Below are 25513 nucleotides of genomic sequence, written 5' to 3'. Positions count from 1 at the left end.
AGTTTTTGAAATTTAAAACTTAATTATATGGCATGTTTTTTGTATTGTTTGAAGATATTTAAAAATTAGGGGGAACTGCCATGAATAAAGGATTTACATTAATTGAATTAATGATTGTCGTGGCAATTATTGGAGTACTTGCGGCCATAGCATTGCCGTTGTATCAGAACTATGTCGCTAAGTCTCAAATTACTTCTGCAATTGCTGAGCTTAACGGGGCTAGAACACAATATGAGCTCGTGATGAATGATGGTGCCAATAGTGGAGCATTCACGACAGATAATATGGGTTTCTCAGCACCTGATTCCCAATTTTGTCATTATGTTGTTCATGCTCCAGATGCTAGTGGTGTTTCTCAGCCTGCTTTAGAATGCCAAATGCATAGTGTAGCGGCAGTGCTTCTAGGAAAATCAATATATTTAAATCGTCAAGCAAATGGTTCTTGGAGATGTAGTTCTTCGGTTGGAATTCCAAATCGCTTAAAACCTGTCGATTGTACATAACCGTTTGCGTACATGTGAGCTTTGTTTTTACTTTGAGAGACTAATGTCAAAACGCATCAAATTTTTTATTAGCCATTTAACAATTTCTTTTTTTATTGCTTTCATTGTTATTGGAGTAGTTTTTTTCCTATGGTATCCCGCACCATTAGCAAAGTCAGTTGGAGTGACCAATATTTTTTTGATGATGCTTTCGATTGATGTGGTTGTTGGTCCATCGCTAGGTTTGCTTGTCTATAAAGAAGGTAAAAAAACCCTTATAATGGATTTGACTGTGGTTATTTTACTTCAGTTATCGGCATTATCTTATGGGTTATATAGTATTGAGCAAGGTCGACCAGCATGGATTGTACAAAATGGGGATCGATTTGAACTTGTAAGGAAAAATGAAATTGTTCAAGAACATATAACTCAAGCCAAGATGAAATATCAAACTCCTTCTTGGTTGAAACCGCAGTTTGTTGCAATCAATTTAGGAAACTCGGTTGAAGAGCGAAATAAAAGTTTATTTGACGCAGTCACTACGGGTATTTCAAGTGCTATGCGGCCAGAACGTTATCAATCACTTGAAACTAACAGAATGCAATTGCGAGACAATGCGCAAAATATTGAGGTTTTGAGTCAATTTAATGAACCGCAACAAGTAGAAAAAATAATAAAAGCTTATCCAAATGCAGATGCATGGTTACCATTAAGCTCGACTAGTATTGATATGACCGTACTCATCAATAAAGAAAAAGGTGAGGTGGTTAAAATTGTAGACTTACGCCCTTGGAAGTAAATTGTAGTTTTTATCTTATATTTGATTGGTAAGTGAGGGCTTAGCGATATAATTCGCTAGGCCTTTTTTCATGTATGACCTATGCAATTTTTATGCTTTTTTCTTGCCAGCGTTCTGATTAGCTTTGCTTGGCTCTCTCCATTTCATACCTATCCCTGGGTTACTTTTTCCAGTGAATTGGCGAGTTTTGGCGCAGCCTTGGCTGTGGGTGGTCTGCTCTTAAAGCAAAACGTAAAAATCCCTAGACCTCAGATTTTGATGTTGGGTATTGTTTTTATCCCGCTATGCCAGTTGGCTTTCGGCCTGATTACTGATTTTAGTACGGCATTTCTCAGCTTCTCTTATCTTTTTGTATTCTGGTTAATGATTATTGCTGGATACAACCTAAGCCTGCAAGCTGAGCAACGCGAAAGAATCATGCTGGGTGTTAGTTATTTATTGCTCAGTATTTCGCTGATCAGTGCGATTATGGCGATTATTCAGTGGCTGAATCTTGAAGCTTACCTTGATGCGGTGATGAAACTGAGAGGAAACCGGCCATATGCCAATTTTGGTCAGCCGAACAATCTTGCAACCTTCTTAATTATGGGCTTAATGGGAGGCTTATATTTATATGAGAAAAGAAGGTTGACCTTGTGGTTGTTAATTCCTACAAGTTTGGTCACGCTATTTGCAATTACGCTGACTCAATCAAGAACCTCTTGGGTTGTCTGTATTTTTTTCTTCTTTTACTGGATTCATAAGCAACATAAAAATACTCCTCGTTTTAATTTTCCAAGATTACTACTCTGGTTTGGTTTTTATGCCTTGATTGCAAGTTATTTACTGCCTTTGCTAACTCAATTACTTACCTCAAGTATTGATACAGGTGTGACACAAACAGCATCAATTGCGCAACGTGCAGGATCAGGGCATGAAAGAATCGGGATGTGGATACAAATTTTACATGCGATCGCTGAAAAACCTTGGTTCGGATATGGTTGGAACCAAACCAGTATTGCTGTTTTTGAAAGTATTGATTTTAATACGGTGCAAGTTTGGTTTAACAGTGCGCATAATGTTCTACTCGATATTCTAGTCTGGAATGGGGTACCTCTTGGACTTCTCATTATTGGGTACATGAGTTTATGGTTCTTCTGGCTGAATAAAAATGCCAAAGACACGATCTCCATGATTGCGATTCTAATGGTGGTTGCCATCCTGATTCATGCCATGTTGGAATTCCCGCAGCGTTATGCCTATTTCTTGCTTCCAATGGGTTTCCTGTTGGGATTGATTCAGGCTCAGACACCAAAATTAAAAGGTGTGACTATAAATAAGAATGTCATTCGCTGTATTGGGATACTCTCACTTATCGTGGTATTACTGATTTGGCGTGATTACAAACTGTTTCAGGACAATAGCCGTTTGCTCTTTAAAAATAAACAGCCCACAGCTGAAATTTTTGGAAGTTCAAAAATTTTACTACTGACCCAGTTCCAGCAGCGTCTGGATTGGATTGCCTTAAACCCGAAAACAATGATGTCAGAGACAGATTTGAAGCAACTTGGGGAAATGGTGAAGAATAAGGCAACACCTTATAACCTGAAAAAGTATGCTCAATTGTTGGTATACAATCAAAAAGTTAAGGATGCTGAGCAGCAATTGGTGGTATTAAATCGGTTATATAAACAGAAGCTTAGCCTGGCTGAGATTATCGAATTAAATAATAAAACTAAGTAAAAAATAAAAGCCCGAGTTAGGGCTTTTATTTTTAGGTTTAATCTAAATCGGAATTTCTAATTAGATTTGGCTTTGAATATAATTCTCGATACCCACATTTTCGACTAAATCAAGCTGTGTATCGAGCCAGTCCCAGTATTCTTCTTCTTTCTCTAGGATCTCTTGAACCAAGTCACGCGTCACATAATCTTGCTCTGCTTCTGCAAGTTCAACCGTTTGCTTGATTGCCTCAATATTTTCTTTAACTTTACGAATATCACAGTTGAGAACTTCTTCAGTATGTTGACCAATATATAACTTACCAAGGTGCTGTAAGTTCGGTAAGCCTTCTAAAAACAAAATACGTTCGATGATCTTATCTGCGTGTTTCATCTGGCGAATGGATTCTTTATATTCAGCTGAACCGAGTTGCTCAATTCCCCAATCATTAAACATGCGCGAGTGCAAAAAATATTGATTGATTGCGGTTAAATGGTGGTAAAGCACCTGATTGAGCTGGTTAATAACTTCACGATTGCCTTTCATTGCGCTTACTCCAAAAACACTAACTGATGCCAAATAGCATCTAAACAATGCCCTTAGTCGCAAGCTTCTGTGAAATCTCAACAGACTCTGACTCAGGCAATTTTTATTATTTTAGTCAACAAAGAATCATCTGGCGAGTAATTTATAGAACGGCAAATGAAAATCACAATCAAAAACATCCTAATATTGTTATGATTTTTATAAAAAAACCGCTTTAATGAGGAACTTCTAAAGTTCTACAAAAAGCGGTGGAGTCGTAAAAACGAGTAGGAATTGAGTGATCTTATTTAGAAATAAATTAAGCAGCTATAGAGATGCGTGCAGCGATTTCGGCCAGTTCATCACTGATAATTGCACGAGCTTCAGGAGCACAACGACCACAACATGTACCTAGGTCGAGTAGGTCACGGATTTCACGATAGCTTTCAGCGCCATTTGCAACGGCGTCTTTGATATCCTGATCTGTAATTCCACGACATAAACAAACATACATGGGAGTGAGCCACAAATATAAATGCGATAATTGATATTATTGATAATTATTATCGTTTGTCAATGAATTTCATTCTTACAATGAATATATTCTTATTGAGAATTTGAATAAAAAAATACCACCTGATCGGTGATATTTTTTGCTATTTATATCTTTTTGATAAATATAGATTTAAAAAACTTATGGAATGATGACAATCCCATCCATTTCAACTAGCGCATTTTTAGGCAAGCTTGCAACACCAAGCGCGGCACGTGCAGGATAAGGTTGAGCAAAGTATTCGCCCATGATTTGATTTACTAACTGAAAGTGAGACAGGTCGGTAAGGAAGATGTTGAGTTTTGCAATGTCAGCCAAACTCCCACCAGCAGCAGTACAAACTGCTTTCAGGTTATCAAATACGCGGCGGATTTGAGCTTCAATGCCTTCTACAAGTTCCATACTGTACGGATCTAAACCGATCTGGCCTGAAAGATAGAGCGTATTGCCAACAAGAATTGCTTGAGAATATGTTCCGATAGCAGCAGGGGCGTGTTCAGTATGAATAACTTGGCGTGACATTTAGCTCTCCTAGGTGGTTTTTCTATCTTAAACCATGTGACTTTAACACAAAAGTGCAGGCACGAAAGTGCTGAATACTGGGTAGTCGCTGTTGTATCGATTGATTATTAGGATTTTTATATCTGTAAAACGCAGCCGCTTTTCATTGTACAGGTACAATGAGGTCTAGTTAGCCGTCGCTAATTTTGCAACTTCAGGTTGAACGATTGGCATATTTAAGCGTTCAATACGCGGAAAACCAAAATGCATTCTTAAGTCGCGAATGATCTGTGCGATTTGATTACGGTTACTTACCACAATATTGACATAGGTTTTTTGGTCTTGAGAGTGAACCATTTCTACACCAGTCTTTGCTTTTCGACATTGATAAATCAAATCAGAAATTTGTTCATCATTCATGGCCATATGGATACAAAGATAAGCACTGAAACGAACATCATCAATTTCTTCTGATTGCCAATGTAGAGGCATGATATTTTCTGGATGTAGATGCTGTTCATGCAATAAGTTGCGGCAACGGGAGCGATGTACGATCAAGCCACGTCGTGACAGGTGTCCTTGAATTGGATCACCAAGTACAGGGTTACAACAATGTGCATATTTTACATCAACGCCTTCTGTACCAATAATCAAACGATCAGATACTTCTTGATGTTGTGAATGGTAGTCCTGAGCAAATAGATGATTTGCGACCAGTTGTGGCAGCAGATCTCCCACGGCAATCTGTTCGAACAAGGTATCCTTGCTGCTTAAGTGTCGCCACTCGAGCACATTAATCCAATCGGTCGGTGAAAGATCATTAATAGAACGTTGGAACAGTTTTAATGCGCGATTCAATGCTTGTTGCCCAACTAAGCGTTGTTCTTCAATGTCTTGCTCACGGAGTATATTTTGTAGTGCGCGGCGTGCTTTTTGTGTATTGATGAAGCTGAGCCAATCTGGATTTGGGGTAGCAAGCACATCGGTAATAATTTCAACCACTTGTCCGCTGTGTAGCGGTGTCGACAATGGGCGAATTTCACCATCAACTTTTGCACCCACGGCATGGTTGCCTAAAAATAGGCTGGCAGAATAAGCAAAATCAACAACCGTTGCTCCCTGCGGTAATTCATGCAGTTGACCATGTGGCGTATACACCCAGATTTTTTCTTGGTGTAAATAATCGAGCAAATCGCTAAATGTGGTTTTAGCACAACCACTATCAATCAATGTATTCAAGTTTTGCATCGAGGCTTGAATCGCTGAACGACAGGCTTGAGGTGCATTTTCCCCAAGTACAACACCAAAGCGCGCTGCTTTACGCATCAGCTCAGTCTGAATGGTCAGAGAGAGTGTTGTTTTTTCGCCTTTCAGTTTGATCATGAGCGATTGATTGCCACCAGGTAGTGGGCGGCGAATATGATCTCTATATTGTAAAACTTGGAAATTATCTTTGAGTGCTTCAACTAAACGGTCACAATCGGCGATGCTTTGTAAAATAATTTCAAAGGCATGACTATGACTGAGTTCATTTAAATCAATTTCATTTTTAACAAAATGGCGGAGTAATTCGATATTGTTATTTTTCTTTTTAATACGGCCTTTTAGTTCATGTGTTTTTAATAAGTCAGAGAGTTTTTGTTCCCAAATTGCCTGATATTCACAACGTTTTGGCTTGGTTTCTAATAATGCGGTTTGCACATCATTAAACATATCTAAATCAAGATTTTGATAGCATAGATGTTCAAGGTTATCTGCCATCTCGTTCATCCCGACGAGACGTGCCATCGGGACAAAAACATCCAGTGTTTCTTGCGCAATACGCGCTCGTTTATCAGGACGAAGTGCACCCAAGGTAGTCATATTATGATAGCGGTCAGCCAGTTTAATAATAATGACACGTGGGTCTTGTAGAGTGGCTTGTAAAATTTTTCGGAACGATGCGGCTTTGTTATATTCTTTATCACTGGAATGGCTAAGTTTGGTGACACCATCTACAAGTTCAGCGACAACCAAGCCATATTTTTGCCCAATTTCATCTTTGGTAAATTCAGTATCTTCAATCACATCATGTAATAAGGCCGCCATCAGTGTATCGGCATCAAGACGCATGTGCGCCAAAATGCAACTCACTGCAATGGGGTGTAGTACATAGGGCTCACCACTTTTACGCGTAATACCGCTATGCGCTAAATCAGCAAAATCGCAGGCAGCAAGCACACGTTGAACGTCGCTATCTTTGAGATAGGCTTCAATAATTGCTCTGAGCTGTTGCTTGGCTTGGCTGACCTCTTCGCCTGGCATATAACACCTTTTATAACATGAATTCAGTAATGATCGGGATGGTTGAAATTTCAATCCTGTATTGCGTTATCGCGAATACACTAGGAGCGATGAAGGCTCCGTAGAACTAGGCTGAAACACAAACATTGTCCCTAGCCTCTAATGAAAAGCATATTGCTAAACTTGTCAATTTGTTCATTATAAAAACTCGTAAATTTTTTCAATGAAGGATATTGCTTTTATCAATATGCACCGAATTTTGCAAGAAAGAAAAAAGCCCAGAGTCTTCACAATGGGCTTTTACACAAAACAAATTCGATTTAGAAAGTGAAACCTTCTAAATTTAGTGAATTTGTAGACAGTACCATATCAAGGTTTGATGTTTGGTAGTCTTGATCGCGCTGTTTTAAAATTTCTTTAGTCACATGGCCAACTGCAATTTCGCGTAATGCAACAACTGTTGGTTTATCATTATCCCATTCTACAGTTGGTTCCATACCTTGACGTGCTAATTGACGTGCACGTTTACTCGCTACCAGTACCAACTCAAAGCGGTTATCTACGTGGTCTAAACAATCTTCAACGGTTACACGTGCCATAAGTTGTCTCGTTTGAACATTACATTTGAAAGACTAAGTATTATAAAAGGCTTTTATACAAGACTCAAGTTATTCGCGATTAAGGGTAATTAAGTTTTCAATTAATTGTTGATGACGATTGCTTTGTTGCAAGGTGACCAAACGGTTTGCAGTAATGATCGCTTCCAAATCATGTACCGCTTTATTGAAATCATCATTAATAATAACGTAGTCAAAACTGGCAAAATGACGCATATCTTCAACCGCACAACTTAAGCGATGTTCAATCACATCGACTGAATCTGTGCCACGATTGGAAAGACGCTGTCTTAAATCATATTGTGTTGGCGGTAAGATAAAAATCTGTTTTGATTCAGGAAAAAGTCGACGTACCTGTTCAGCACCTTGCCAGTCAATTTCAAGTAAAACATCATGACCTTGTTGGAGTTGTTCTTTTACTTTGGCTTGCGAAGTACCGTAATAGTTTCCAAATACTTCTGCATATTCGATGAAACCACCTTCTTCAACTTGTGCTAAAAAGGTCTCTTTATTGGTAAAATGATAGTGAACACCGTCGAGTTCACCAGGACGTTGACCGCGTGTAGTATGTGAGACAGAAACGTGTAGGTTGCTGACTCGATCGAGTAGGGCTTTGACCAAAGATGTTTTGCCTGTTCCTGAGGCTGCAGAAACGACAAACAAGAGACCCGACATGATATTTTTCCTGAATATGATAAAATATCTTGGCTATTGTAGTGTAGCGTGCCATTAAACGAAATAGTTTGGTGTAAAAATTCAGTTGATGAGAGAGGATGTTATGGAAATCGTGTTGGCCAATCCACGAGGCTTTTGTGCTGGTGTTGACCGTGCTATAGCAATCGTCAATCGGGCACTGGAATGTTTTAACCCACCTATTTATGTACGTCATGAAGTGGTGCATAACAAATTTGTAGTGGACGACTTACGTCAGCGTGGCGCTGTTTTTGTTGATGAGCTAGATCAAGTACCTGATGATTCCATTGTGATTTTTAGTGCACATGGAGTATCGAAAGCGGTACAACAAGAAGCAGATCGTCGTGGTTTAAAAGTATTTGATGCAACTTGTCCGTTGGTGACCAAGGTGCATATCGAAGTAACAAAATATGCCCGTGAAGGGACTGAAGCTATTCTGATTGGACATGAAGGTCATCCTGAAGTAGAAGGCACTATGGGGCAATATGATAAAACCAAAGGAGGCGCAATTTATCTAGTTGAAGACGAAGAAGATGTTGAAGCCTTAATGGTGAATCACCCTGATAAAGTGGCTTTTGTTACCCAAACCACGCTTTCTATTGATGATACAGCCAAAGTGATTGATGCTTTGAGAAGCAAATTTCCAATGATCCAAGGTCCGCGTAAAGATGATATCTGCTATGCAACGCAAAATCGTCAAGATGCAGTTCGTGACCTAGCAGAGCAATGTGATGTGGTGTTGGTGGTTGGTTCTCCAAATTCCTCAAACTCAAATCGCTTGCGTGAATTAGCTGAGCGTATGGGTAAGTCTGCCTACCTTGTTGATAATGCGGACCAGCTTGAAAAAGGCTGGTTCAAAGCAGATAGTAAAATTGGTGTAACTGCTGGCGCATCGGCACCTGAAATTTTAATTAAACAAGTCATTCAGCGTTTACAAGATTGGGGTGCAACCCCACCCAAAGAGTTACAAGGACGAGAGGAAAACATTACCTTTAGTCTACCAAAAGAGTTGCGTATACAGGTGATACAAGCCTAATTTTATTAGAAAAATGTGAACTGGAAACGGATGGGTGACACTCCATCCGTTTTTTTTTGGTGCTTATCTGCTTTGTATTGGTTCTGTAAAAATAAAATTTAATATAGAGTGGTGAATTTTAATAATTGGGCGCTGGGGAAATGGGGAAAACTCGGGGATTCACCTTAATTGAATTGCTGGTGACGATTACGGTAATGGCTGTGATTGCGATGATGGCTATCCCATCATTTGGTAATTTGGTTGCAAAGAAGCAATTGGATACAACAACAAAAGAGCTGGCTTTGGTATTTGGAGAGGCGCGAGGACAAGCCATTTCATTAGGGAAGAATATTACGATTAAGTTTGAATGTCCGCCATCACCAGCATCTTGTCTAAATACTTCAGCAACCCTTTTCTGGATTTCATCGCATGATGATATTGAAATGACCAGTGATGCGATAGATGTGACTTTTACTGGTTTAGGAATAGCTAAACAGCGAACAAAAATGGTTCCAAATGAAAATTTTGATGAAAATCAAACTGATAGTCTGGAGTTGAATCCACCAACGAATGCCAACCCGAGTAAAGTAGAAGCAATAGTCCCATTGGTATTTACGCTTTGTAATGCAGATATCGAAGAAAGTCGTACGATTACAGTGTCTAAATTTGGCACTGTAGATGGTATTACATCAGGAACTTGCTCATGAAAAGGATTTCTCAACAAGGGGTGGGCTTAATTGAAGTGCTAGTGGCTTTGGTCATTTTGGCGCTAGGCGTTTTAGGATTCTCCGCATTACAGCTTCGCGCAATGGATGCCGCTCAAGAAGCGACAGAACAATCAGTAGCGATTAATACAGCAAGAGACCTAGCAGAACGAATGCGTGTGAATCGAACGGCTTTAGGGGACTACGAAGCAGCAGTTAATGCAAAAACAACAGATGAAACAGGTTGTATCAACACAAATGAATTAGAAGATAAATCCTCTAATAAATTTGCAGTTCCGCGATGTAGTCCTACAGTGATGGCGGAACATGATGCTACAGAAATTTTGGCTAAAGCACGTAACCAAGGGCAGACCATTATTGTGGCGAATTGTATTGGTAGTTCTTTAAATTGTATCTATGTGGCTTGGGGAAACACAACGATTACAGCAACTAATGTCAGCCAATGTGTTAATACGATTACGGGTGTTTATGTGGCTGGAGCCAAATGTCTTGTAATGGAGGCATTTTAATATGAAAAAAATAAATTTTTTTAAAGGCCGAACTGTTTCTGCTGATATTGAGCCCTTTAGTAAAAAAAGATCTTATGCTAGAGAGTTTCAATCAGGATTTACTTTAATAGAACTGATGATAGCAATAACGTTGGGATTGCTCGTGAGCGCAGTTGCAATACAGCTGTTTCTAACGAGTCAACGGAGTATTACCACTCAGCAAGGGATGATGAATTTACAAAATACCACCCTTTTTGGCTTGGGGACCATGGTCAATGATATTCGTTTGGCAAACTTAAATTCTTCAGTACCCTTTGTTGATGATAACGTTCTGTATGGGGGGATCGTGCTATCTGAGCGAAATATTTCAGCGAATTTGGCAAGTTCTCCCCCTGCCTTCTCTATCGATGAAAACCTTTTAACTCGTGGCACAATTGGTCCTACAAACTTAGATATCAAGGATGCTGACGATCATGTATTGGGCAGTGATCAATTGGTTATTCAATATCGTGTCAATACTCCAAATCAGTTTGATTGTGAAGGCACAAGTTTGCCTGAAAATGTTTATGTTGTTCAGCGCTATTTTTTACGTGCAGATACTAATCGTAATGATCCTAATCAACCTTTGGCTTTAGCCTGTAAAGCTGCACGTTATAACCAGAAAGAAGCGAAAGAAAATACTAGTTTAGGTTTAGCTGGAAACGGTGAAATTATCATACCCAGAGTTGATCATTTCAGTGTGCGTTTAGGCGTTGCTTATGATGGTGCGAATTCTGATTGTGATGCCATAACGGAAACAGATGCAAGTAGTGTTGTGACAGATCTGAAGCAAGATAGTCGTTTAGACTGCTTTAGCTATATGAATATCGAAGATTATCGAGCGTTAACAGGTAAAAAACCACAAATTGTATCTGTACAAATTGGTGTATTGGTGCGTTCCACAGATGTAGTTGGTCAGAATCAATTTTTTGATGCAAATCGAACTTATAGCGTTCTAAATATTGATGCAAAGTTGAAGGGTGATAATAACAATAAGCTATATCTCCGAAATGTAGTTACACAAACTATTGCGATCCGTAATGGCTTCGGAATTGAGTAAGAGGGGTGGTCATATGAATGAAATCAAAATGAAATCACAAGTAGGTGCCGTGTTAATCGTCGTGTTGGTAATGCTGGTCTTGGTTACCTTAGCAGGAACATGGGCGATACGAGGAAGCATTACTTCGCTCAAAATTGCAACCAATGCTCAAGCTCAAGCGCTCTTAAAGCAAACAAGTGACTCCGTGTTCTTTACTTTAGAAAATCAAACGGATGATGAAGTCGTTTTTACAAACATGCGTATTGGGCAAGGGATGCTGAACTATGCCTTAAGACCAGAAAATAAAGGTAAGGAGCTAGTGTTCTGTATTCGCGGCAATGTGAGTAATAATTTTTCTGGTAGTGGAATTGCGAGTGTTTCTTATTGGAATGATAACGGCACAATCAATAACACAGAAGAAGGAAAAAATGGTTTTTGCCAAATCAATCGCCAAATGGACTTTTTAAGTGGGCGCAATGCTGTAATGACGCAGGTTTCAGTGAGACCAGCATCAAATGACCGAGACTGGGAGCATATGATGGAGGGTGATGATAAGGAAAGCTCAAAAAGTACAGGTATTCAAAAGGTCGCTATTACAGCTACCTCTATTTTACCTAATTTGAGTGATCACTCAACTTCGGAGATTAACGGTTGTTTAACGAACTTTACCAGTTTTGTTGATGAAGCCTTAAAAACCAATAAAACGGTCACAGATTGCTTGTCTGAAAAAAATGTTCCATATAGCACCCAGCAAATGGAATACACCATAAAAACTGTACGTGCATCCTCATAAGGAAAACAAATCATGAAAAAAATAGAAGTTAAAAGGGGTTACCCAGATGATGCACAATCAGGGGTACAGAGACTTTATTGGTTAAACCAGTTTAAAGTAACAATCGTGACAGCGACAATTACAACTTTTATTTGCGCAACGACCTCCGCAGCAGATTTGGAGATTTATAAAGTACCAGAGGATAGTACTGGCGCGACAACATTACTATTAATGTTAGATACTTCAGGCAGTATGGCTTGGAATATGGGAAATACAAATAATGCCAGTGCTGGTAACAGCCGTCTGGATATTCTAAAAAAAGGTTTAAAAGATGTACTGGAAGGTACAGCAACAACACCACGAGTTGATGATAAAATTGTTATGGGGTTGGCAACTTTTACGAACAATAATGGTTATATTCGTGTTCCTGCTAAATCATTAGGAACACTTACAGGTAATCAAGTTCAGGATGGAGTTTATAAAAAACCACGTTGGATCAGATATACTAAAAGAACAACGACTACCAACAGATGGGGACAGACTATAAATACAGATACATTCTATTATAATACATGTTCGCAATGGGATCCCAATAATTATAATTGTTTAAAATGGGATGGAGATACAACTTCATCAACAGGTTATAATAATGCAAGTCCATATAAATATAATGATAATACAGATTGTACTTATGGTAATCGTAATGACTGTCGCTATGTATGGGAAGAAATTCCTAAATATCGTGATGAAACCCATCGTGATACCTTACTTACAACCATTAATGGTTTAATCGCGAATGGTGGAACTCCAACACCATATGCATATGCTGAAGCTGCTGCTTATCTTATGGGAACCCGTACTACAGCACCAATTTCATATACTGTGACAATAGGTAATTCTAATACAAGTAATTCAGATTACTATTCAGGTTGTAGCAGTTATGATTTAAGAACATTGACAGGTAGAGGTGCAAATGCTGGGCAAACACTAGATGTTGCATGGTGTGCAGAATCTTATGTGGGTAATGTGCCTAGTGAAGTATTAAATACAACAAACTATGCAGTATTTGAATATAGGCATGATAGAAATACTACTCGAAAAGTTTATTATCAGATTCGTGACTATGATCGTGTAACAACAGAAAACCAAGAGATTGGTAATTCAAAAACTGATGGTACTGGTTATACAAAATGTAATACTTTGAAATCTACAACAGAAGATGTAACTGGTACAAGTACAAGCAATGGTACTACTTTGCGAGTGAAACGTTGTAATACAACAACGACTGGAACTGTACCGAGTGGGACATCACAACTCATTTATGGTGGTAGTAGCAGTAGACGAATATTGTATTACCAAAATACTGAAGTATCTCGTGTATCTGTACCAAAGCCTACACCATTCCAAACAGATCCGTATAGTGGTTGGTCAAACTCTACTAATGATTCAAAACCAAGCCCTGTAAGTTCTGCCACACACTATGATGCACCTGCTTCTATCCAAGCTCAATTAGGAGATACTGAAGCTGCTAGGGCTAAAAAGGAATGTAGCGGACAAGGTATCTACTTTCTTACAGATGGTGAACCAACACCAAGTGGTTATACTCCAAATATTACTACTTCAAGTGATGGAAAGAGTGGCACAGCTTACCAACTTATGAGTTCTTCTTTAGGGAATAAGAATAATTTATTCAGTTGTGCAGGTAGTCAGTTAGGCAAACGTATTAATTCTTTTGGTGATCCCGCATATGGTAATAATGAAAATAATACTTGGAGTTGTATTGGTAAATATGCTGAGACATTATTAGATCCAACCAAAAATCCAGTAGGTTTAGAAATAAAAACAGCTGTTGTTGGCTTTAGTTCAAGTTTTAGCAGTGATACAAATCCAGACGTACAAGATGCGAAGCAATGGGGAACAATTGGTAGAGGAAAATGGTATGTTGGTACTAATTCAGAAAGTGTGGTTGAAAGTATTAATAACTTTATTGATGAAATTAATAAAGACATACCGAGTATGAGTACAGGCTCATCTACAGTACCAATGGATGCATTAAATCCTGAAATTATTCAGCCTTATGCTTATTTCCCTCAGTTTGAACCGAAAATTAGACCAGAAGATACGCAACAACTATGGTTTGGAAATGTCAAAAAATATTACGTTGTGAATAATGGTGTTTATTCAAACCCAAATGGAGGAGCTTCAAATACGGTTGTTTTAAGAAGTAAGTTGCAGGATTTGACGGATCAGTGGGCTAACTCACAGATCAACTACCCTGAAAATACGCCTATTTTTAAAAAGGGTGGAGCGTTAAGTCAGTTATTGCTGGGTGCAGTGACCACAACAAATGATCAAAATCAGCAAAGTACCACAGCTGGTCGTAAGTTATTAACAGATTATGTATTCGATGGTACTAAAGCTGAGGGCAACCAAATCAGCCGAACCTTTGACTTAAATCATATCGATTATACCTATACTACTAATGAAAAAACGCGAGCTGATAACGCCAGTCGTGCTAGAGGGTTAATGGCTTTGTTGGGATATAATATTAGCTCTGATACAGCAACTGAAGGGCTAGCTTTAACCAATAATAGTGCGACATTACGTCAAATGGGAAGTGTCTATCATTCATTACCTATATTATTAACCCAAGAAGGGAAATCTGTAGCAACTCGAAATGCCACGACCAAAAAAATTGAAATTAGTACAACGGGACGCCATGATTACGTGATGTTTGGCACGACACAAGGGTTGTTGAGTGTTGTTGATGCTGTATCTGGCGTAGAAAAGTTTAGTTTTGTCCCGAGTGAGATGATTGAGCGTCAGGTTGAAACATTTAAGGAAAATGCGGGTAATTTATCAGGCGGGAAAAATGCACTTTACTATGGGATGGATGGTGAATGGGTCGCACATACCGTTTATGTTACGGATAGTTCTGGAAAGCTAACAGTTCAAGGCGCAGTACGTAATGTGATTGGCTCCACCAAAAACGAAAAAGAAAACCTAAATGGTAAGCAATGGGTATATGGCGGTATGCGTATGGGGGGGCGTAGCTATTACGCTCTAGATTTAACAGATATTAATACGCCTAAATTAAAATTCCACATTGATCCAAGTACAGGGAAAGTTTATTCGGCAGCACATCCAGAAGGAAAAGACTTCTCTGCAATTGAAAATATGGGACAGAGTTGGTCTAAACCAAAACTAGATTACGTTAATTGGAAAGGAAAGCGTAAGTTAGTCATGTTTGTTGGTGGTGGGTACGATGCCGGTGGTAGCCATGGAGATGGTTTATGGGCGAATGGTATCCGTACGGGTTACGATGGCTATGAGAAATATAACTATCAGCAAGACAATAAACGTGGTGCGGGTGTTTATATGTTTGACGCAGATAATGGTGATTTATTATGGTATGCCGATGCTAATGCAGACCCCGATCCAGAAACACCAGCATCTGGATCTGAAACATCTACCGCAGCTGCAATGCCCCATTTAATTAATAATGATTTGAAATACAGTGTTGTCAGTGAAATTAAAACGGTAGACCGTAATAATGATGGGATGGTTGATCACATTTATTTTGGCGATTTAGCTGGTCAAGCATTCCGTATCGATTTTGGACGTAGTAAGGATGCATTTACGACACAAGGCACAAAAATTCTGAATTTACATAAAAGCGATGGTACGAGTCCTCGCTTCTATCTATCGCCTGTATTTACAGCACATCACAGTTCATATCGTAAAGAAGGAGCAGATGTTGTTGTTGTAAGTTTCATCTCTGGGAACAAAAGCTCACCGTTGTTAGCAACGACTGATTCACCAGTTGCAACAGGGCAACAAAACTCAGATGGTTTACAATATGATGGTGTGTATGCGATTTATGATTATGATATTCACCCAGATGGTATTTTTTATCCAAATACACATATTGCAGCCAGAACGTTGGCTGGAATAGATGCATCGACAGCATCTACGAGCCAATTAAAATATATTGGTAATGCCGCTCTTGCACGAGGTGACAATGATGATGTGCAAGTGAAAGGTGCTGTTGCAAATGCTGATACAGGTTGGGGGGGATGGTATTACCGCTTTGACAAAAAATTTAATCCAACATCAATTAATCCAGACGATCGTGATAATGCAGGTGCAAGTATAATAAAGGGGCTTTCGCCATTAATCGCTATGGAAGGAAACTTATACGTCACTATGTATGATGCGTCGAATAACGGGACGTCATCGAGCTGTGGTGCAGGGGTTAAAGGACATAGTTTTACGCAACGCTTATGCTTGCCAACAGGCGTTTGCGCTGAAGATGCAAATTATATTTATAATCTTGGTGCTGGGATTGTTAGTTTAAATGTTGGTTCTGTGGATGGAGGAAGTACTAAATCTGTCGTTGTGCCAGACCCTGATGATATTGGAGTCGGTTGCCGTGGTGCTGCATGTAACACAAACCAGAAATTTATTTTTGCTGGGGGGAATATGCGTTTTATTCCAAATCGGTGGTACGAACGCTATGCTAAGGCCAATTAATATGATTATGAAGAATCCACGCTCATGTGCTTTGGGCTATCAGTTCAATCGAGGATTTACCTTAATTGAATTGATGGCAGTGGTTATGATCATAGCTCTGCTGGCGGCAATTGCGATTCCAAGTTATCAGCATTTTACGCGCCGAGCTATTGCAGCCCAGGCGCAGCAGGAAATGCAGAAGCTTGCTGAGCAATTAGAGCGGCATAAGTCTAGAAACTTTAGTTATAAGGGATTTAATGCAAGTTATTTATATCCATTGCCTTTCGGGTCTCTAATTGATAGTTTTGATCCAATAGTACAAGTATTGACTTTGCCGTTACAAAGTGCCACACCTCAATATACGATAATCATTTTGGATGGAAGCAACGGTAATCTGCCACTAAACTCAACCAATGCAATTGGACAATCTTGGGCGATTACAGCGGTTAGTAGTGATGTTAGAAATTTTTCTTTCTTAATGACCAGTTCTGGATTGAAATGTAGAACGATCAGTCCAGCTAATATCAACACAGATCCAGGATCTGATCTGGAGCATCCTGATGAAATCGGTTGTGGGGTGGGAGGTGAAAGTTGGTAATGAAGTATAAATATGGATTTACGTTGATTGAACTCATGATTGTTGTAGCGATCATTGCGATTCTTGCTGCAATAGCCTACCCTTCTTATCAAAAATATGTCAAAAGAACCAATAGGGCTAATGTACAGTCTTATATGATTGAAATGGCGAATCAATTAGCAAAATATAAAGTGGTAAATGGAAGTTATCGCAATGTCACAATAGTAAATATTGGTGGAGCTAATTATCCGAAGGCAGGAGAGCAACTCTATTCGATTTCGGTGAGGGACTCTAATGGCCAATTATTAACAGCAGCAAACGCTAATGTTGCAACGTGGGAATTAAGAGCGGTTCCTATGGGGAGTATGGAGGAGGATGGGGATATTTGTTTAAATAGCGAAGGGCAAAAATTCTGGGAACATCGTGCATCAGGTTGTGATTTGACTCCTACTTCTAACTGGGATGGTCGTTAACTCACTAAACCTCTATGAGTATAAAAAAGCAAACATTCTGAATGTTTGCTTTTTTTATGCTTATCCATGGTATTACTTAACATCTTTAACAATAAAAATTAATGAATGTGATTTTTTTATCATTTATCTGCTGTTATCTACCTTTTATCTCTTAAAGGTGGATTTAAGTGCATTTTAGACGGAAATTGGTACTAAACATGAAAACAATCACGAAAATAGCGTTCATTCCATTAATATAACGATTTGATTTTACTGACTTAAGAATGGAATACCTGAAGAAAAGGTAAAATGAACATAAAACGTAGAATCAAAACTTATTAAAAATAATGAAATGCTCGTTAAAACAAAAAGATTTGTGCATATGGAGGACTATATGCAACAAGCATACCTATCAGAGCCAAGTGCTCCAAATTCTTGTGAAGTTATACTTCTTAGGACAAAGCCTTGTTTTGTTCAATCGCCTGATCATCTTGCTACAGGGTTAAGAGTTGTTCAACCTCACCCTTCCAAATTCGAACATAGTTCTTCATCTTACGCTCAGACAAAGCACGGCTTTGTTCATTTTCGGACCCGAAGCCTGACTTATCGACTTGCAATAGAGTCGAGTGATACTCGACTGGTTTCTATCGCAGGATTCACTCTCGTTGAGCTGATTATCACTATAGCTATTTTGGCAATCATTGCCTTAATGGCAGCGCCTTCATTTGCAACGATGTACAGCCGTCAAAAGCTAGAGTCCTCTGCGCGTGAACTTGTTATGAAAATTTCTGAAGCGAGAAGCCAAGCTGTTTTGCTGCGTCAAACTACAGGTCTTTGTTTGGCGTCTCTATCTGATACCGATTGTGCAACAGCCGTAGCCATTCCAAAAGAGGAAACACAGCGGATTTTTATTGCTCGTTTAGACAATGGCATTACAAGCACCAATGCTTCATCGACCAATCTCAGTTTTAGGCGTAATGGCAGTCTTGCAGCGCAAAAAGATTTTATTTTACAGCGTCAAAATCTTTCTTATTGTATTCGGGTTGGGGTGATTGGAGACACAATAATAAAAGAGGGAGCTTGCCCATGAATATTCAAAAACAACAAGGTGTTGGGCTCATTGAGGTATTAGTCGCGTTAGTTTTATTGGCAATCAGCGTATTAGGTTTTGCTGCTTTACAGTTAAGAGCAATCGACGCCAGTTTTGAAGCAAATAAGCAAATTTTAGCATCAACCATTGCACGTGACCTTGCTGAGCGTATGCGAGCAAATCCTCAGGCCACCCGAGCTGGGAAATACAAAGTCGCTGCAGTCTCTGTACCAACTACAGCAGTTACTAATGTTGCTGATAAACCTGAAAAGATTGCACAGCAAGATTTACAAAATGCGGCAATTGAGGCCAAGAATAATGGAATGAATCTCGCTGTAGATCAGTGTCCGACAGGAAATAATCGACAATGTATTTATGTGGCTTGGGATGAAACAAATTTAGCAGGTGATCAGGGTATTGCATCATGTATTAAAGATGGTGTCTATGTGTCTGGATCACACTGCTTGTTCTTGGAGGCGTATTAAAATGGAAACAGACCTCCTTTACACCAAACATATTAAAACTCAGTCAGGCTTTACTTTGATTGAGTTAATGATTTCGCTCACCTTAGGTTTACTGATTGTTGCTGCTGCGATTCAGCTTTTTATTACGGGTATTACCAGTTATAAGTTGCAAAAAGCAATGGCGCATATTCAAGACAATGCCAGTTTGGGATTGAACTTTATTGTTGATGATATTCGTAAAGCAAATCTAAGCTCTCCCGTTCCTGCGATTAATGACCAAACCGCTTATGCGGGTATTTTACTTAGTTCAAATAATGTGGGGGCGAAAATTGATCTAAATTGTGCAGACTGTTTTGCCAATAACCAAGTCACCAGTTTCGGTAATGCCAATGTCACGGGTTTAACCAATGATCAATTACTGATTCGTTATCAAGCACCCCAAGGCGGCATTGATTGTTCTGGTGTGGATGTTGCGAATGGGACTTTCGTGGTACAGCGTTATTATGTCGGCTCGACATCAACAGATACGCGGCAATCTTTACGCTGTCAGGCTGCGCAATATACGCAGGCTGTACTTGATAGCAAAACATCAACTGACCGCTTAAAGCTGGCTTGGGGAGCAAGTCAGGTCATTTTACCCAATGTCGATCTTTTTCAAATTCGTTTGGGCTACATGGATGGTGAGCTAAACAGTGCCAATAGTACTTTGGCGTATACCGATGTTAAAAATTACATGGCATTGACCGCAACGAAAAAAAATATTGATGGGGTCGTGCAAGCTGTTCGCCCATATGTTCATGCAATTCAGATAGGTGTCTTGGTTCGTTCAGATAATAAGACGGGCAATCAAGCTGTAATTAATCAAAGAAATAAAGAGCCATTTCAAGTTCTTGGTACCAAAGTCAGTCTTACGCCTGCTTCTCAGGATAATTATTTACGTCAGGCTGTTGATCAAACCATTTCGTTAAGAAATGCGATGGGTTGGGTTTCAGAGGGCTGCGATAGCAGTAAAACCACAACCTGTACAAATGGGGGGGCTGGAACATGATACATGCTCAACGTGGTTCGACACTGATCGTTGTACTGATGATTGTACTGATGATCACGATTATAGGCACTCTTGCGATTCGACAAAGCGTCAGCTCATTAAAATTGGTGAGTAATAATCAAATACAAACATTATTGGCACAAAATGCGGATGCGGCATTAATGTATTTTCAAAATCCGGATATTCAGCAGAATATGGCTTCTGCTAATGGGATCGTCGGTTTCTTTAAGAATGAGAATAACTGGAATAAAGAACTGGTTTTTTGCTTTAAGGGTACCCAACCTTTTAACTTGTCAAATGCGAGTTGGTTATATTGGGATGGGGCAACGAAGCATAGTCAGTTGATGGCGACAGGTGGTGGAGCATGTCAGGCGCTGAGTGATGAAGATAAACGTGATGTAACCAAGTTTTCTGGTGGTCGTTCTCAAGTTGTGACACAAATTCATATTAAAAAAGCGGCGTCTACAACCCAACCTTTCTCAGATTTAGCACGCGGTACAGATGCTATTGGTGCAAAAACAGAAAATAGTATTCGTTTGCGCGTACAGGTGACCTCAGTAATGGAAGGGCTACTTTCAAACCCTAATAGTGATTTATTTGATACGAAAACAGGGTGCTTGAATAAAAGTATTGAGCTAACGCCAGAAGCTATTGAAAAAAAAGAAACAGGGTTGGTTCAGTGCCTACAAGAGAAAAATATTTTATATAGCACACAAGTTGCAGAATATCGCTTCTTATCTGACTTTGAGCCATCAGGTTCATAAGGGAGAAATGATCATGAAAAATAATAATACGAAACAAAAAAAACAAATCAATGTGAGTAATAACAACACAAAATGGTTTGTATTGGTCAGTTCTGCACTGTCATGTTTATTTGTCGTTGCTCCCACTGTTCATGCAAGTGATGTTGAGATCTACCGACAAGGAAGTAGCGGTGGAAATAGTACCATTATGTTAATGGTAGATACCTCCCAAAGTATGGGCTCTCCTGCATTGGACTTATTAAAAGACTATCCATTATGTATTAGCAGTAAAGTCTTTGCGGTTGTCGGGGCATTGCCAGTTGTAGATGTTAAGTTGACACCACCTGCGGGAACAGAAGCTTATTGTGATGTGGTTTTTCCAAAAGCAGTTTTAGACTTGTTGGGTACTGTTGACACCATCACAGGAACCCAAAAAAATAGTTTATTGGGCCTGCAAAGCTCATTAGATTATATGCGTGCCAGTTGTACGCCATTTTCTAAGCTTGAAGCAAGTGAACCCGTTCGGAGTAATAAAATCCTTTCCGTGAATATTAATTTAGGTGAGGGTTATCGTTGTTATAGTCGGTTATCCCGAATCAAAATGGCTGTACGTGATGTTTTAAATGGTAATGCAAAAAATGGGGTTACGGCATTATCTCCTAAAACAGCAATAGGACTAACGGTTGCTCCTGCTAAAAACAGTAGTGGTGTAAACCAAAAAGCAGGCATGATTGTCGTCCCTGCGCTAGAGCTAGGCTATAAAAAGGGCGATAAAGATGAGAGTGGTACAGTTGTAGCTGATGATAGTAATCAACGGAAAGCACTAAAAGCCGCGATAGATGGTTTGGCCCCAAGTTCGGATCCGTTGGGAAATACCTTGGATAAAGTTGTAGGCATTCTGGGCAATGTACTTGATGGGCTTAATATTCTTGGTTTAGTTACCGATGTACTTGGGCTTATTGGTAGTCTTCCCGCTACGCTTGTGGCTTTACTAAATAATCCAGAATCACCGTTGGTTACAGCTTATGCAGAAACAGGGGCTTATTTACTCGGACATAATACCAGAGGAACAGGCGAGGTTCTGTCTGAGTTTGAAGTGTCTGTTGCCAAGCCAAGTGTTGCATATAAATGTTTAACTCGGCAAACAAATAATGATTGTACTTCATATCATAAAAAGAATAGTTGGCCAATTGACACATTAATAGAATATCCCATTCCAACGGGTTACATCCGTACGGAACAAGTAACACCAAGCAATGGAGTGCTAGGCGATTTGCTGGGAGCACTGCTTGGATTGCTGTCTGGTAATACGAATAAGAGCGTGATTCGTTATTACTATGCTGCGGATGCGAGTTATTCTGGCTATAACTATCGTGCCACGACTATTCCAATGAAGGCAAATAGTGATGATTATGATAATCCAACCTCGATCAAACAAAAAATAAGTGGGGCGACAACTTCACAATGCCAAGCTCAGGGTATTTTTGTTTTAACAGGCAATGCGCCAAAACTTGTGCCTGCTGATGCGTTGGGCGTGCAGCGTATTATGCAGAAGTCTCTTGGGAAAACTGCAACAACCAATATCAATGATTTTTGTAAGGTAAGTCCACCAAGTGGGTGGGAATTGGGCACCTCTACAGCGACCTGGGCATGCTTGGCGAATTATTCCAAGGCATTATTGGATACTAATGCCGCTTATCGAACACAGGTTGAGATCAAAACAGGTGTAGCAGGTATCGGTAAAGAGTTCAATTATGTAAGGCTCAGTGGCGACAATGTTATTGGTGCAGGTACAGGTGGGAGTATTGTCAATACATTGTTGAGCAGCGTAAAAAGTCTATTAAATGCTGCATTGAGCCTCTTGAGTATTATTGCTGACCTAAGACCACTTTTAAATGTTGTTGATATCATCTTGCCAACTCAGCCTACAACTGACGCAGAACTTGGAGATGTGAGGAATCTTGCATATTGGGGGAAAGAAGGTAAAGGTGGTTGGTATACAGAAGCAAGTACGGGTGGGATTGCACAAAGTATTGTCAATTTCAATCAGCATATTGTTGATGTGGAATCAGCGCCGTTTATGGGCTTACAAACTATTCCTGCTGATCCATTAACACCATATCAATTGAGCAATGACGTCTATAACAGTATGTTTGCACCAGCAGATCAACAAAATTGGTTTGGAAATCTTAAAAAATACTCCGTTACAGATATGACCAGTGGAAATAATGTTATCCGTATGGTGGATTGGAAAGATCAATGGAATAGTAATGAATTAGAAGATCAAGTTAAAAACACTAAATTATTTACAGGTGGTGCATTAGGTCAACTTAAGACTTTACGGCCAACAAAGACGGATACCTCAGCACGTAAGTTGTGGATTAATCGAAATTGTAAAACTGATGGCAGTTTTGCTGAAAGTTCAAGCTTGAAAAAAGTAACAACGGATTATTTGGCTGATTCGAGTGAGGCACGCTGTGCAATCAATGCTTCTGCCAAAGATAGCTATGGTGGTTATTTAATGAGTCTTTTGGGCTATCAGTTAGATAATCCTGAAAGTGCAACAGGAAATAGCCTTACGCAAAGTGAACCACTTTGGCAAGTGGGGATGTCACTTCATTCTACGCCATTAAAACTGACTCAATATGCTAAGTTTGATACGAACAAAATTGATCGGGATGACTACATTGCTTTTGGTTCAACCCAAGGTCTATTACATGTCGTGGATGCTGACGATGGCAAAGAGAAATTTGCTTTTGTGCCAAATGAAATGTTGGAAAATGCTGAGCAAAGAAAAGCTTTTGTAAAAGACCGTAAAGGTTATTGGCCTGATATGCCGTATGGAATAGACGGTGCGTGGGCCGCTTATACCGAATATGCCTATGGTATGGGCAGTGATGGCAAAGTTTATGCGACTGTTCAGCAAGCAAAAAATAAAGATACTGTCATCGCAACAGGAAAACAAACTTTATATGGTGGCTTGCGTATGGGAGGACGTAGTTATTACGCACTTAATCTTGCTGATCTAGACAAACCCGAAATCAAATTCCATATCGATCCAAATACAGGCAAAGTTTATTCAGCAGCGAACCCAGCAGGGCAAGCATTCTCAGCAATCGAGAACATGGGACAGAGCTGGTCTAAACCTACAATTGCTTATGTCAGTTGGAAAGGGCAACGTAAACAAGTAATGTTTGTCGGAGGCGGCTATGATGCCTCAGGCACCGTTGCTTGTGCTGAATCAGAAACAGGTGTGAGTTTATCTGCTTATAGTAACAAGGGATATGAGTGCCCAACATATAACCAAACCAATAAAAAAGGTGCAGGGGTTTATATGTTTGATGCTGATAATGGGGATTTATTATGGTGGGCAAGTTCAAGTGCAACAACTAAAAACGATACTGCAAAAGAGAATGCCTTAAATGTAAGCAATATGGATTATAGCGTTGTCAGTCGTATCAGTGTCGCTGATCGTGACGGCAATGGCTTAGTGGATCATTTATACTTTGGGGATTTGGGTGGACAAGTTTGGCGTGTGGATATCAATGCCAATACAACAACAGGTGATTTTGCACAACGTGCGACACGTATCCTAAATTTACATAAAACAGGTGGTCTTAGCCCACGTTTCTTTGATGCGCCAAACTTTACTGTTTATGGTTATGAACAACCATTAGCTGTCATTAGCATTGCCTCAGGCAATCGCAGTTTACCAGCCAGTGATTCTAGCTCAGGTGCTATTTATAATTTGTTTGATCGTGATGTAATCAAAACCAATTTATATACATTGGCAGCAGATAAATTAGAGACAAAGGATATTGATTTAACTACAACAGGCAAAGCACTACGCGGCATATTGAGTAAAGATGAAGCTAAAGATAAGAATATTGCAGAAGTAAAAGCATTGATGCCAAATGGCTGGGCGGTTTCTTTTGCCAATGCGAAGAAAGTGACAGATGAAATGGTTGTGATGAACAAGAATTTATATGCCAGTGTGTATGACCGTGGCGTAACGCCAACCTGTCCAGTTCAGGTACGTGGGAAAACTGAGGTGTATCGTTATTGTTTACCATTTGGTGTGTGTGAGCAAACACAGCTTTCGGAATCCGTTGGATTGGTGGGTAAATCTGGCGATGGCATTGTGGCACTGAGTGTTGGTGCAGGTTCGACAAGCAAAAACAATTTACAATCACGTGGATTGGTTTCGGGGAATAGCAGCAATACGTTGAGTGGTTTACCTGTCAATCAAATGCGTCGCCAATTGGTGCCACTGACTTGGTATGAACGTAATGAATAAAATGAAAAATTCCTATTTTGATGGCCTACAGAGAGGGAGTGCTTTGCACTCTCGGACCTTTAAGTGTAATTTAAGGTCAATTGCGCAGGAAAACTGTT

The 25513-nt window shown here is 39.6% G+C and carries 22 protein-coding genes; 16 read left to right on the top strand and 6 right to left on the bottom strand.

The features are described from left to right. The first annotated feature begins 80 nt into the window (after window positions 1-80). The 3 genes from F887_RS01465 (at window position 81) to F887_RS01475 (ending at window position 3003) form a co-directional block, all read left to right on the top strand. The gene (locus F887_RS01465) at window positions 81-503 is read left to right on the top strand and encodes a pilin (RefSeq protein ID WP_005297349.1); all 423 of its coding nucleotides are present in this window, start codon (window positions 81-83) and stop codon (window positions 501-503) included. 43 nt (window positions 504-546) lie between these two features. Next, a complete protein-coding gene (tfpZ, locus tag F887_RS01470; protein ID WP_005297347.1) occupies window positions 547-1281 on the top strand; it encodes a TfpX/TfpZ family type IV pilin accessory protein in 735 nt (244 codons plus the stop codon). Window positions 1282-1362: 81 nt separating this feature from the next. Further along, complete coding sequence (locus F887_RS01475) at window positions 1363-3003, top strand: PglL family O-oligosaccharyltransferase (RefSeq protein WP_005297346.1); 1641 nt, start codon at window positions 1363-1365, stop codon at window positions 3001-3003. A gap of 60 nt (window positions 3004-3063) precedes the next feature. Here F887_RS01475 and bfr read toward each other — a convergent pair whose 3' ends face one another. From bfr to gmk, 6 genes are all read right to left on the bottom strand, one after another. Then, window positions 3064-3528, bottom strand: coding sequence for a heteropolymeric bacterioferritin subunit Bfr (gene bfr, locus F887_RS01480; protein ID WP_005185491.1), 465 nt, complete (start codon window positions 3526-3528; stop codon window positions 3064-3066). Window positions 3529-3826: 298 nt separating this feature from the next. Continuing rightward, window positions 3827-4021: a bacterioferritin-associated ferredoxin gene (locus F887_RS01485; RefSeq protein WP_004776027.1), complete on the bottom strand. Its 195-nt coding sequence runs from the start codon at window positions 4019-4021 to the stop codon at window positions 3827-3829. Between the two features lie 180 nt (window positions 4022-4201). Next, window positions 4202-4582, bottom strand: coding sequence for a RidA family protein (locus tag F887_RS01490; RefSeq protein ID WP_005147310.1), 381 nt, complete (start codon window positions 4580-4582; stop codon window positions 4202-4204). Window positions 4583-4747: 165 nt separating this feature from the next. Next, the gene (locus tag F887_RS01495) at window positions 4748-6865 is read right to left on the bottom strand and encodes a RelA/SpoT family protein (RefSeq protein WP_005297345.1); all 2118 of its coding nucleotides are present in this window, start codon (window positions 6863-6865) and stop codon (window positions 4748-4750) included. 299 nt (window positions 6866-7164) lie between these two features. After that, complete coding sequence (gene rpoZ / locus F887_RS01500) at window positions 7165-7443, bottom strand: DNA-directed RNA polymerase subunit omega (protein ID WP_004657467.1); 279 nt, start codon at window positions 7441-7443, stop codon at window positions 7165-7167. A gap of 69 nt (window positions 7444-7512) precedes the next feature. Further along, on the bottom strand, window positions 7513-8136 hold the full coding sequence (gene gmk / locus F887_RS01505) for a guanylate kinase (protein ID WP_005297343.1): 624 nt from the start codon (window positions 8134-8136) through the stop codon (window positions 7513-7515). 103 nt (window positions 8137-8239) lie between these two features. On the opposite strand from gmk, the gene ispH reads away from it, so the two are divergent. The 13 genes from ispH to F887_RS01560 all read left to right on the top strand — a co-directional run bounded on the left by ispH (window position 8240) and on the right by F887_RS01560 (window position 25415). Then, on the top strand, window positions 8240-9190 hold the full coding sequence (gene ispH / locus F887_RS01510; RefSeq protein ID WP_005297342.1) for a 4-hydroxy-3-methylbut-2-enyl diphosphate reductase: 951 nt from the start codon (window positions 8240-8242) through the stop codon (window positions 9188-9190). A 140-nt stretch (window positions 9191-9330) separates the two neighbouring features. Beyond that, entirely contained in the window at window positions 9331-9876 is a 546-nt protein-coding gene (locus tag F887_RS01515) for a pilus assembly FimT family protein (protein WP_005297341.1), read from the top strand. Next, entirely contained in the window at window positions 9873-10403 is a 531-nt protein-coding gene (pilV, locus tag F887_RS01520; protein ID WP_005297340.1) for a type IV pilus modification protein PilV, read from the top strand. The genes F887_RS01515 and pilV (F887_RS01520) overlap by 4 nt, the downstream gene beginning before the upstream one ends. A 1-nt stretch (window position 10404) precedes the next feature. Continuing rightward, a complete protein-coding gene (locus F887_RS01525; protein WP_005297339.1) occupies window positions 10405-11481 on the top strand; it encodes a PilW family protein in 1077 nt (358 codons plus the stop codon). Between the two features lie 13 nt (window positions 11482-11494). Continuing rightward, window positions 11495-12253: a hypothetical protein gene (locus F887_RS01530; RefSeq protein ID WP_005297338.1), complete on the top strand. Its 759-nt coding sequence runs from the start codon at window positions 11495-11497 to the stop codon at window positions 12251-12253. 12 nt (window positions 12254-12265) lie between these two features. After that, on the top strand, window positions 12266-16765 hold the full coding sequence (locus F887_RS0118085) for a pilus assembly protein (RefSeq protein WP_005297336.1): 4500 nt from the start codon (window positions 12266-12268) through the stop codon (window positions 16763-16765). A gap of 7 nt (window positions 16766-16772) precedes the next feature. After that, entirely contained in the window at window positions 16773-17342 is a 570-nt protein-coding gene (locus F887_RS01535) for a type IV pilin protein (RefSeq protein WP_032863204.1), read from the top strand. Continuing rightward, window positions 17342-17794, top strand: coding sequence for a type IV pilin protein (locus tag F887_RS01540; protein WP_005297333.1), 453 nt, complete (start codon window positions 17342-17344; stop codon window positions 17792-17794). The genes F887_RS01535 and F887_RS01540 overlap by 1 nt, the downstream gene beginning before the upstream one ends. A gap of 373 nt (window positions 17795-18167) precedes the next feature. Beyond that, window positions 18168-18863, top strand: a complete 696-nt coding sequence (locus tag F887_RS0118080) for a GspH/FimT family pseudopilin (RefSeq protein ID WP_005297330.1) — start codon at window positions 18168-18170, stop codon at window positions 18861-18863. Continuing rightward, window positions 18860-19348, top strand: coding sequence for a type IV pilus modification protein PilV (pilV, locus tag F887_RS01545; RefSeq protein WP_005297328.1), 489 nt, complete (start codon window positions 18860-18862; stop codon window positions 19346-19348). The genes F887_RS0118080 and pilV (F887_RS01545) overlap by 4 nt, the downstream gene beginning before the upstream one ends. Before the next feature lies 1 nt (window position 19349). Then, the gene (locus tag F887_RS01550; RefSeq protein WP_005297326.1) at window positions 19350-20375 is read left to right on the top strand and encodes a PilW family protein; all 1026 of its coding nucleotides are present in this window, start codon (window positions 19350-19352) and stop codon (window positions 20373-20375) included. Next, window positions 20372-21139: a pilus assembly PilX family protein gene (locus F887_RS01555; protein ID WP_005297321.1), complete on the top strand. Its 768-nt coding sequence runs from the start codon at window positions 20372-20374 to the stop codon at window positions 21137-21139. Before F887_RS01550 ends, F887_RS01555 begins: the two co-directional genes overlap by 4 nt. Before the next feature lie 13 nt (window positions 21140-21152). Further along, window positions 21153-25415 carry a pilus assembly protein gene (locus F887_RS01560; RefSeq protein WP_005297319.1) on the top strand — a complete coding sequence of 1421 codons (4263 nt, stop codon included), beginning with the start codon at window positions 21153-21155 and terminating at the stop codon, window positions 25413-25415. Window positions 25416-25513 lie beyond the last annotated feature (98 nt).

This window comes from Acinetobacter sp. NIPH 2100 (assembly GCF_000369805.1).
Lineage (GTDB): Bacteria > Pseudomonadota > Gammaproteobacteria > Pseudomonadales > Moraxellaceae > Acinetobacter.
Note: the sequence above shows the minus strand (reverse complement) of the source record. Positions and strands in the feature narration are given on the sequence as shown.

Excerpts from the sequence above, each read along its gene's own strand:
- F887_RS01530 (WP_005297338.1), top strand. The coding sequence starts at position 11,495 with ATGAATGAAATCAAAATGAAATCACAAGTAGGTGCCGTGTTAATCGTC.
- F887_RS01490 (WP_005147310.1), bottom strand. The coding sequence starts at position 4,582 with ATGTCACGCCAAGTTATTCATACTGAACACGCCCCTGCTGCTATCGGA.
- F887_RS01560 (WP_005297319.1), top strand. The coding sequence starts at position 21,153 with ATGAAAAATAATAATACGAAACAAAAAAAACAAATCAATGTGAGTAAT.
- F887_RS01525 (WP_005297339.1), top strand. The coding sequence starts at position 10,405 with ATGAAAAAAATAAATTTTTTTAAAGGCCGAACTGTTTCTGCTGATATT.
- F887_RS01515 (WP_005297341.1), top strand. The coding sequence starts at position 9,331 with ATGGGGAAAACTCGGGGATTCACCTTAATTGAATTGCTGGTGACGATT.
- bfr (WP_005185491.1), bottom strand. The coding sequence starts at position 3,528 with ATGAAAGGCAATCGTGAAGTTATTAACCAGCTCAATCAGGTGCTTTAC.
- F887_RS0118085 (WP_005297336.1), top strand. The coding sequence starts at position 12,266 with ATGAAAAAAATAGAAGTTAAAAGGGGTTACCCAGATGATGCACAATCA.
- rpoZ (WP_004657467.1), bottom strand. The coding sequence starts at position 7,443 with ATGGCACGTGTAACCGTTGAAGATTGTTTAGACCACGTAGATAACCGC.
- ispH (WP_005297342.1), top strand. The coding sequence starts at position 8,240 with ATGGAAATCGTGTTGGCCAATCCACGAGGCTTTTGTGCTGGTGTTGAC.
- pilV (WP_005297340.1), top strand. The coding sequence starts at position 9,873 with ATGAAAAGGATTTCTCAACAAGGGGTGGGCTTAATTGAAGTGCTAGTG.
- F887_RS01495 (WP_005297345.1), bottom strand. The coding sequence starts at position 6,865 with ATGCCAGGCGAAGAGGTCAGCCAAGCCAAGCAACAGCTCAGAGCAATT.
- F887_RS0118080 (WP_005297330.1), top strand. The coding sequence starts at position 18,168 with ATGCAACAAGCATACCTATCAGAGCCAAGTGCTCCAAATTCTTGTGAA.
- F887_RS01465 (WP_005297349.1), top strand. The coding sequence starts at position 81 with ATGAATAAAGGATTTACATTAATTGAATTAATGATTGTCGTGGCAATT.
- F887_RS01550 (WP_005297326.1), top strand. The coding sequence starts at position 19,350 with ATGGAAACAGACCTCCTTTACACCAAACATATTAAAACTCAGTCAGGC.
- F887_RS01555 (WP_005297321.1), top strand. The coding sequence starts at position 20,372 with ATGATACATGCTCAACGTGGTTCGACACTGATCGTTGTACTGATGATT.
- F887_RS01535 (WP_032863204.1), top strand. The coding sequence starts at position 16,773 with ATGAAGAATCCACGCTCATGTGCTTTGGGCTATCAGTTCAATCGAGGA.
- F887_RS01485 (WP_004776027.1), bottom strand. The coding sequence starts at position 4,021 with ATGTATGTTTGTTTATGTCGTGGAATTACAGATCAGGATATCAAAGAC.
- F887_RS01475 (WP_005297346.1), top strand. The coding sequence starts at position 1,363 with ATGCAATTTTTATGCTTTTTTCTTGCCAGCGTTCTGATTAGCTTTGCT.
- gmk (WP_005297343.1), bottom strand. The coding sequence starts at position 8,136 with ATGTCGGGTCTCTTGTTTGTCGTTTCTGCAGCCTCAGGAACAGGCAAA.
- F887_RS01540 (WP_005297333.1), top strand. The coding sequence starts at position 17,342 with ATGAAGTATAAATATGGATTTACGTTGATTGAACTCATGATTGTTGTA.
- tfpZ (WP_005297347.1), top strand. The coding sequence starts at position 547 with ATGTCAAAACGCATCAAATTTTTTATTAGCCATTTAACAATTTCTTTT.
- pilV (WP_005297328.1), top strand. The coding sequence starts at position 18,860 with ATGAATATTCAAAAACAACAAGGTGTTGGGCTCATTGAGGTATTAGTC.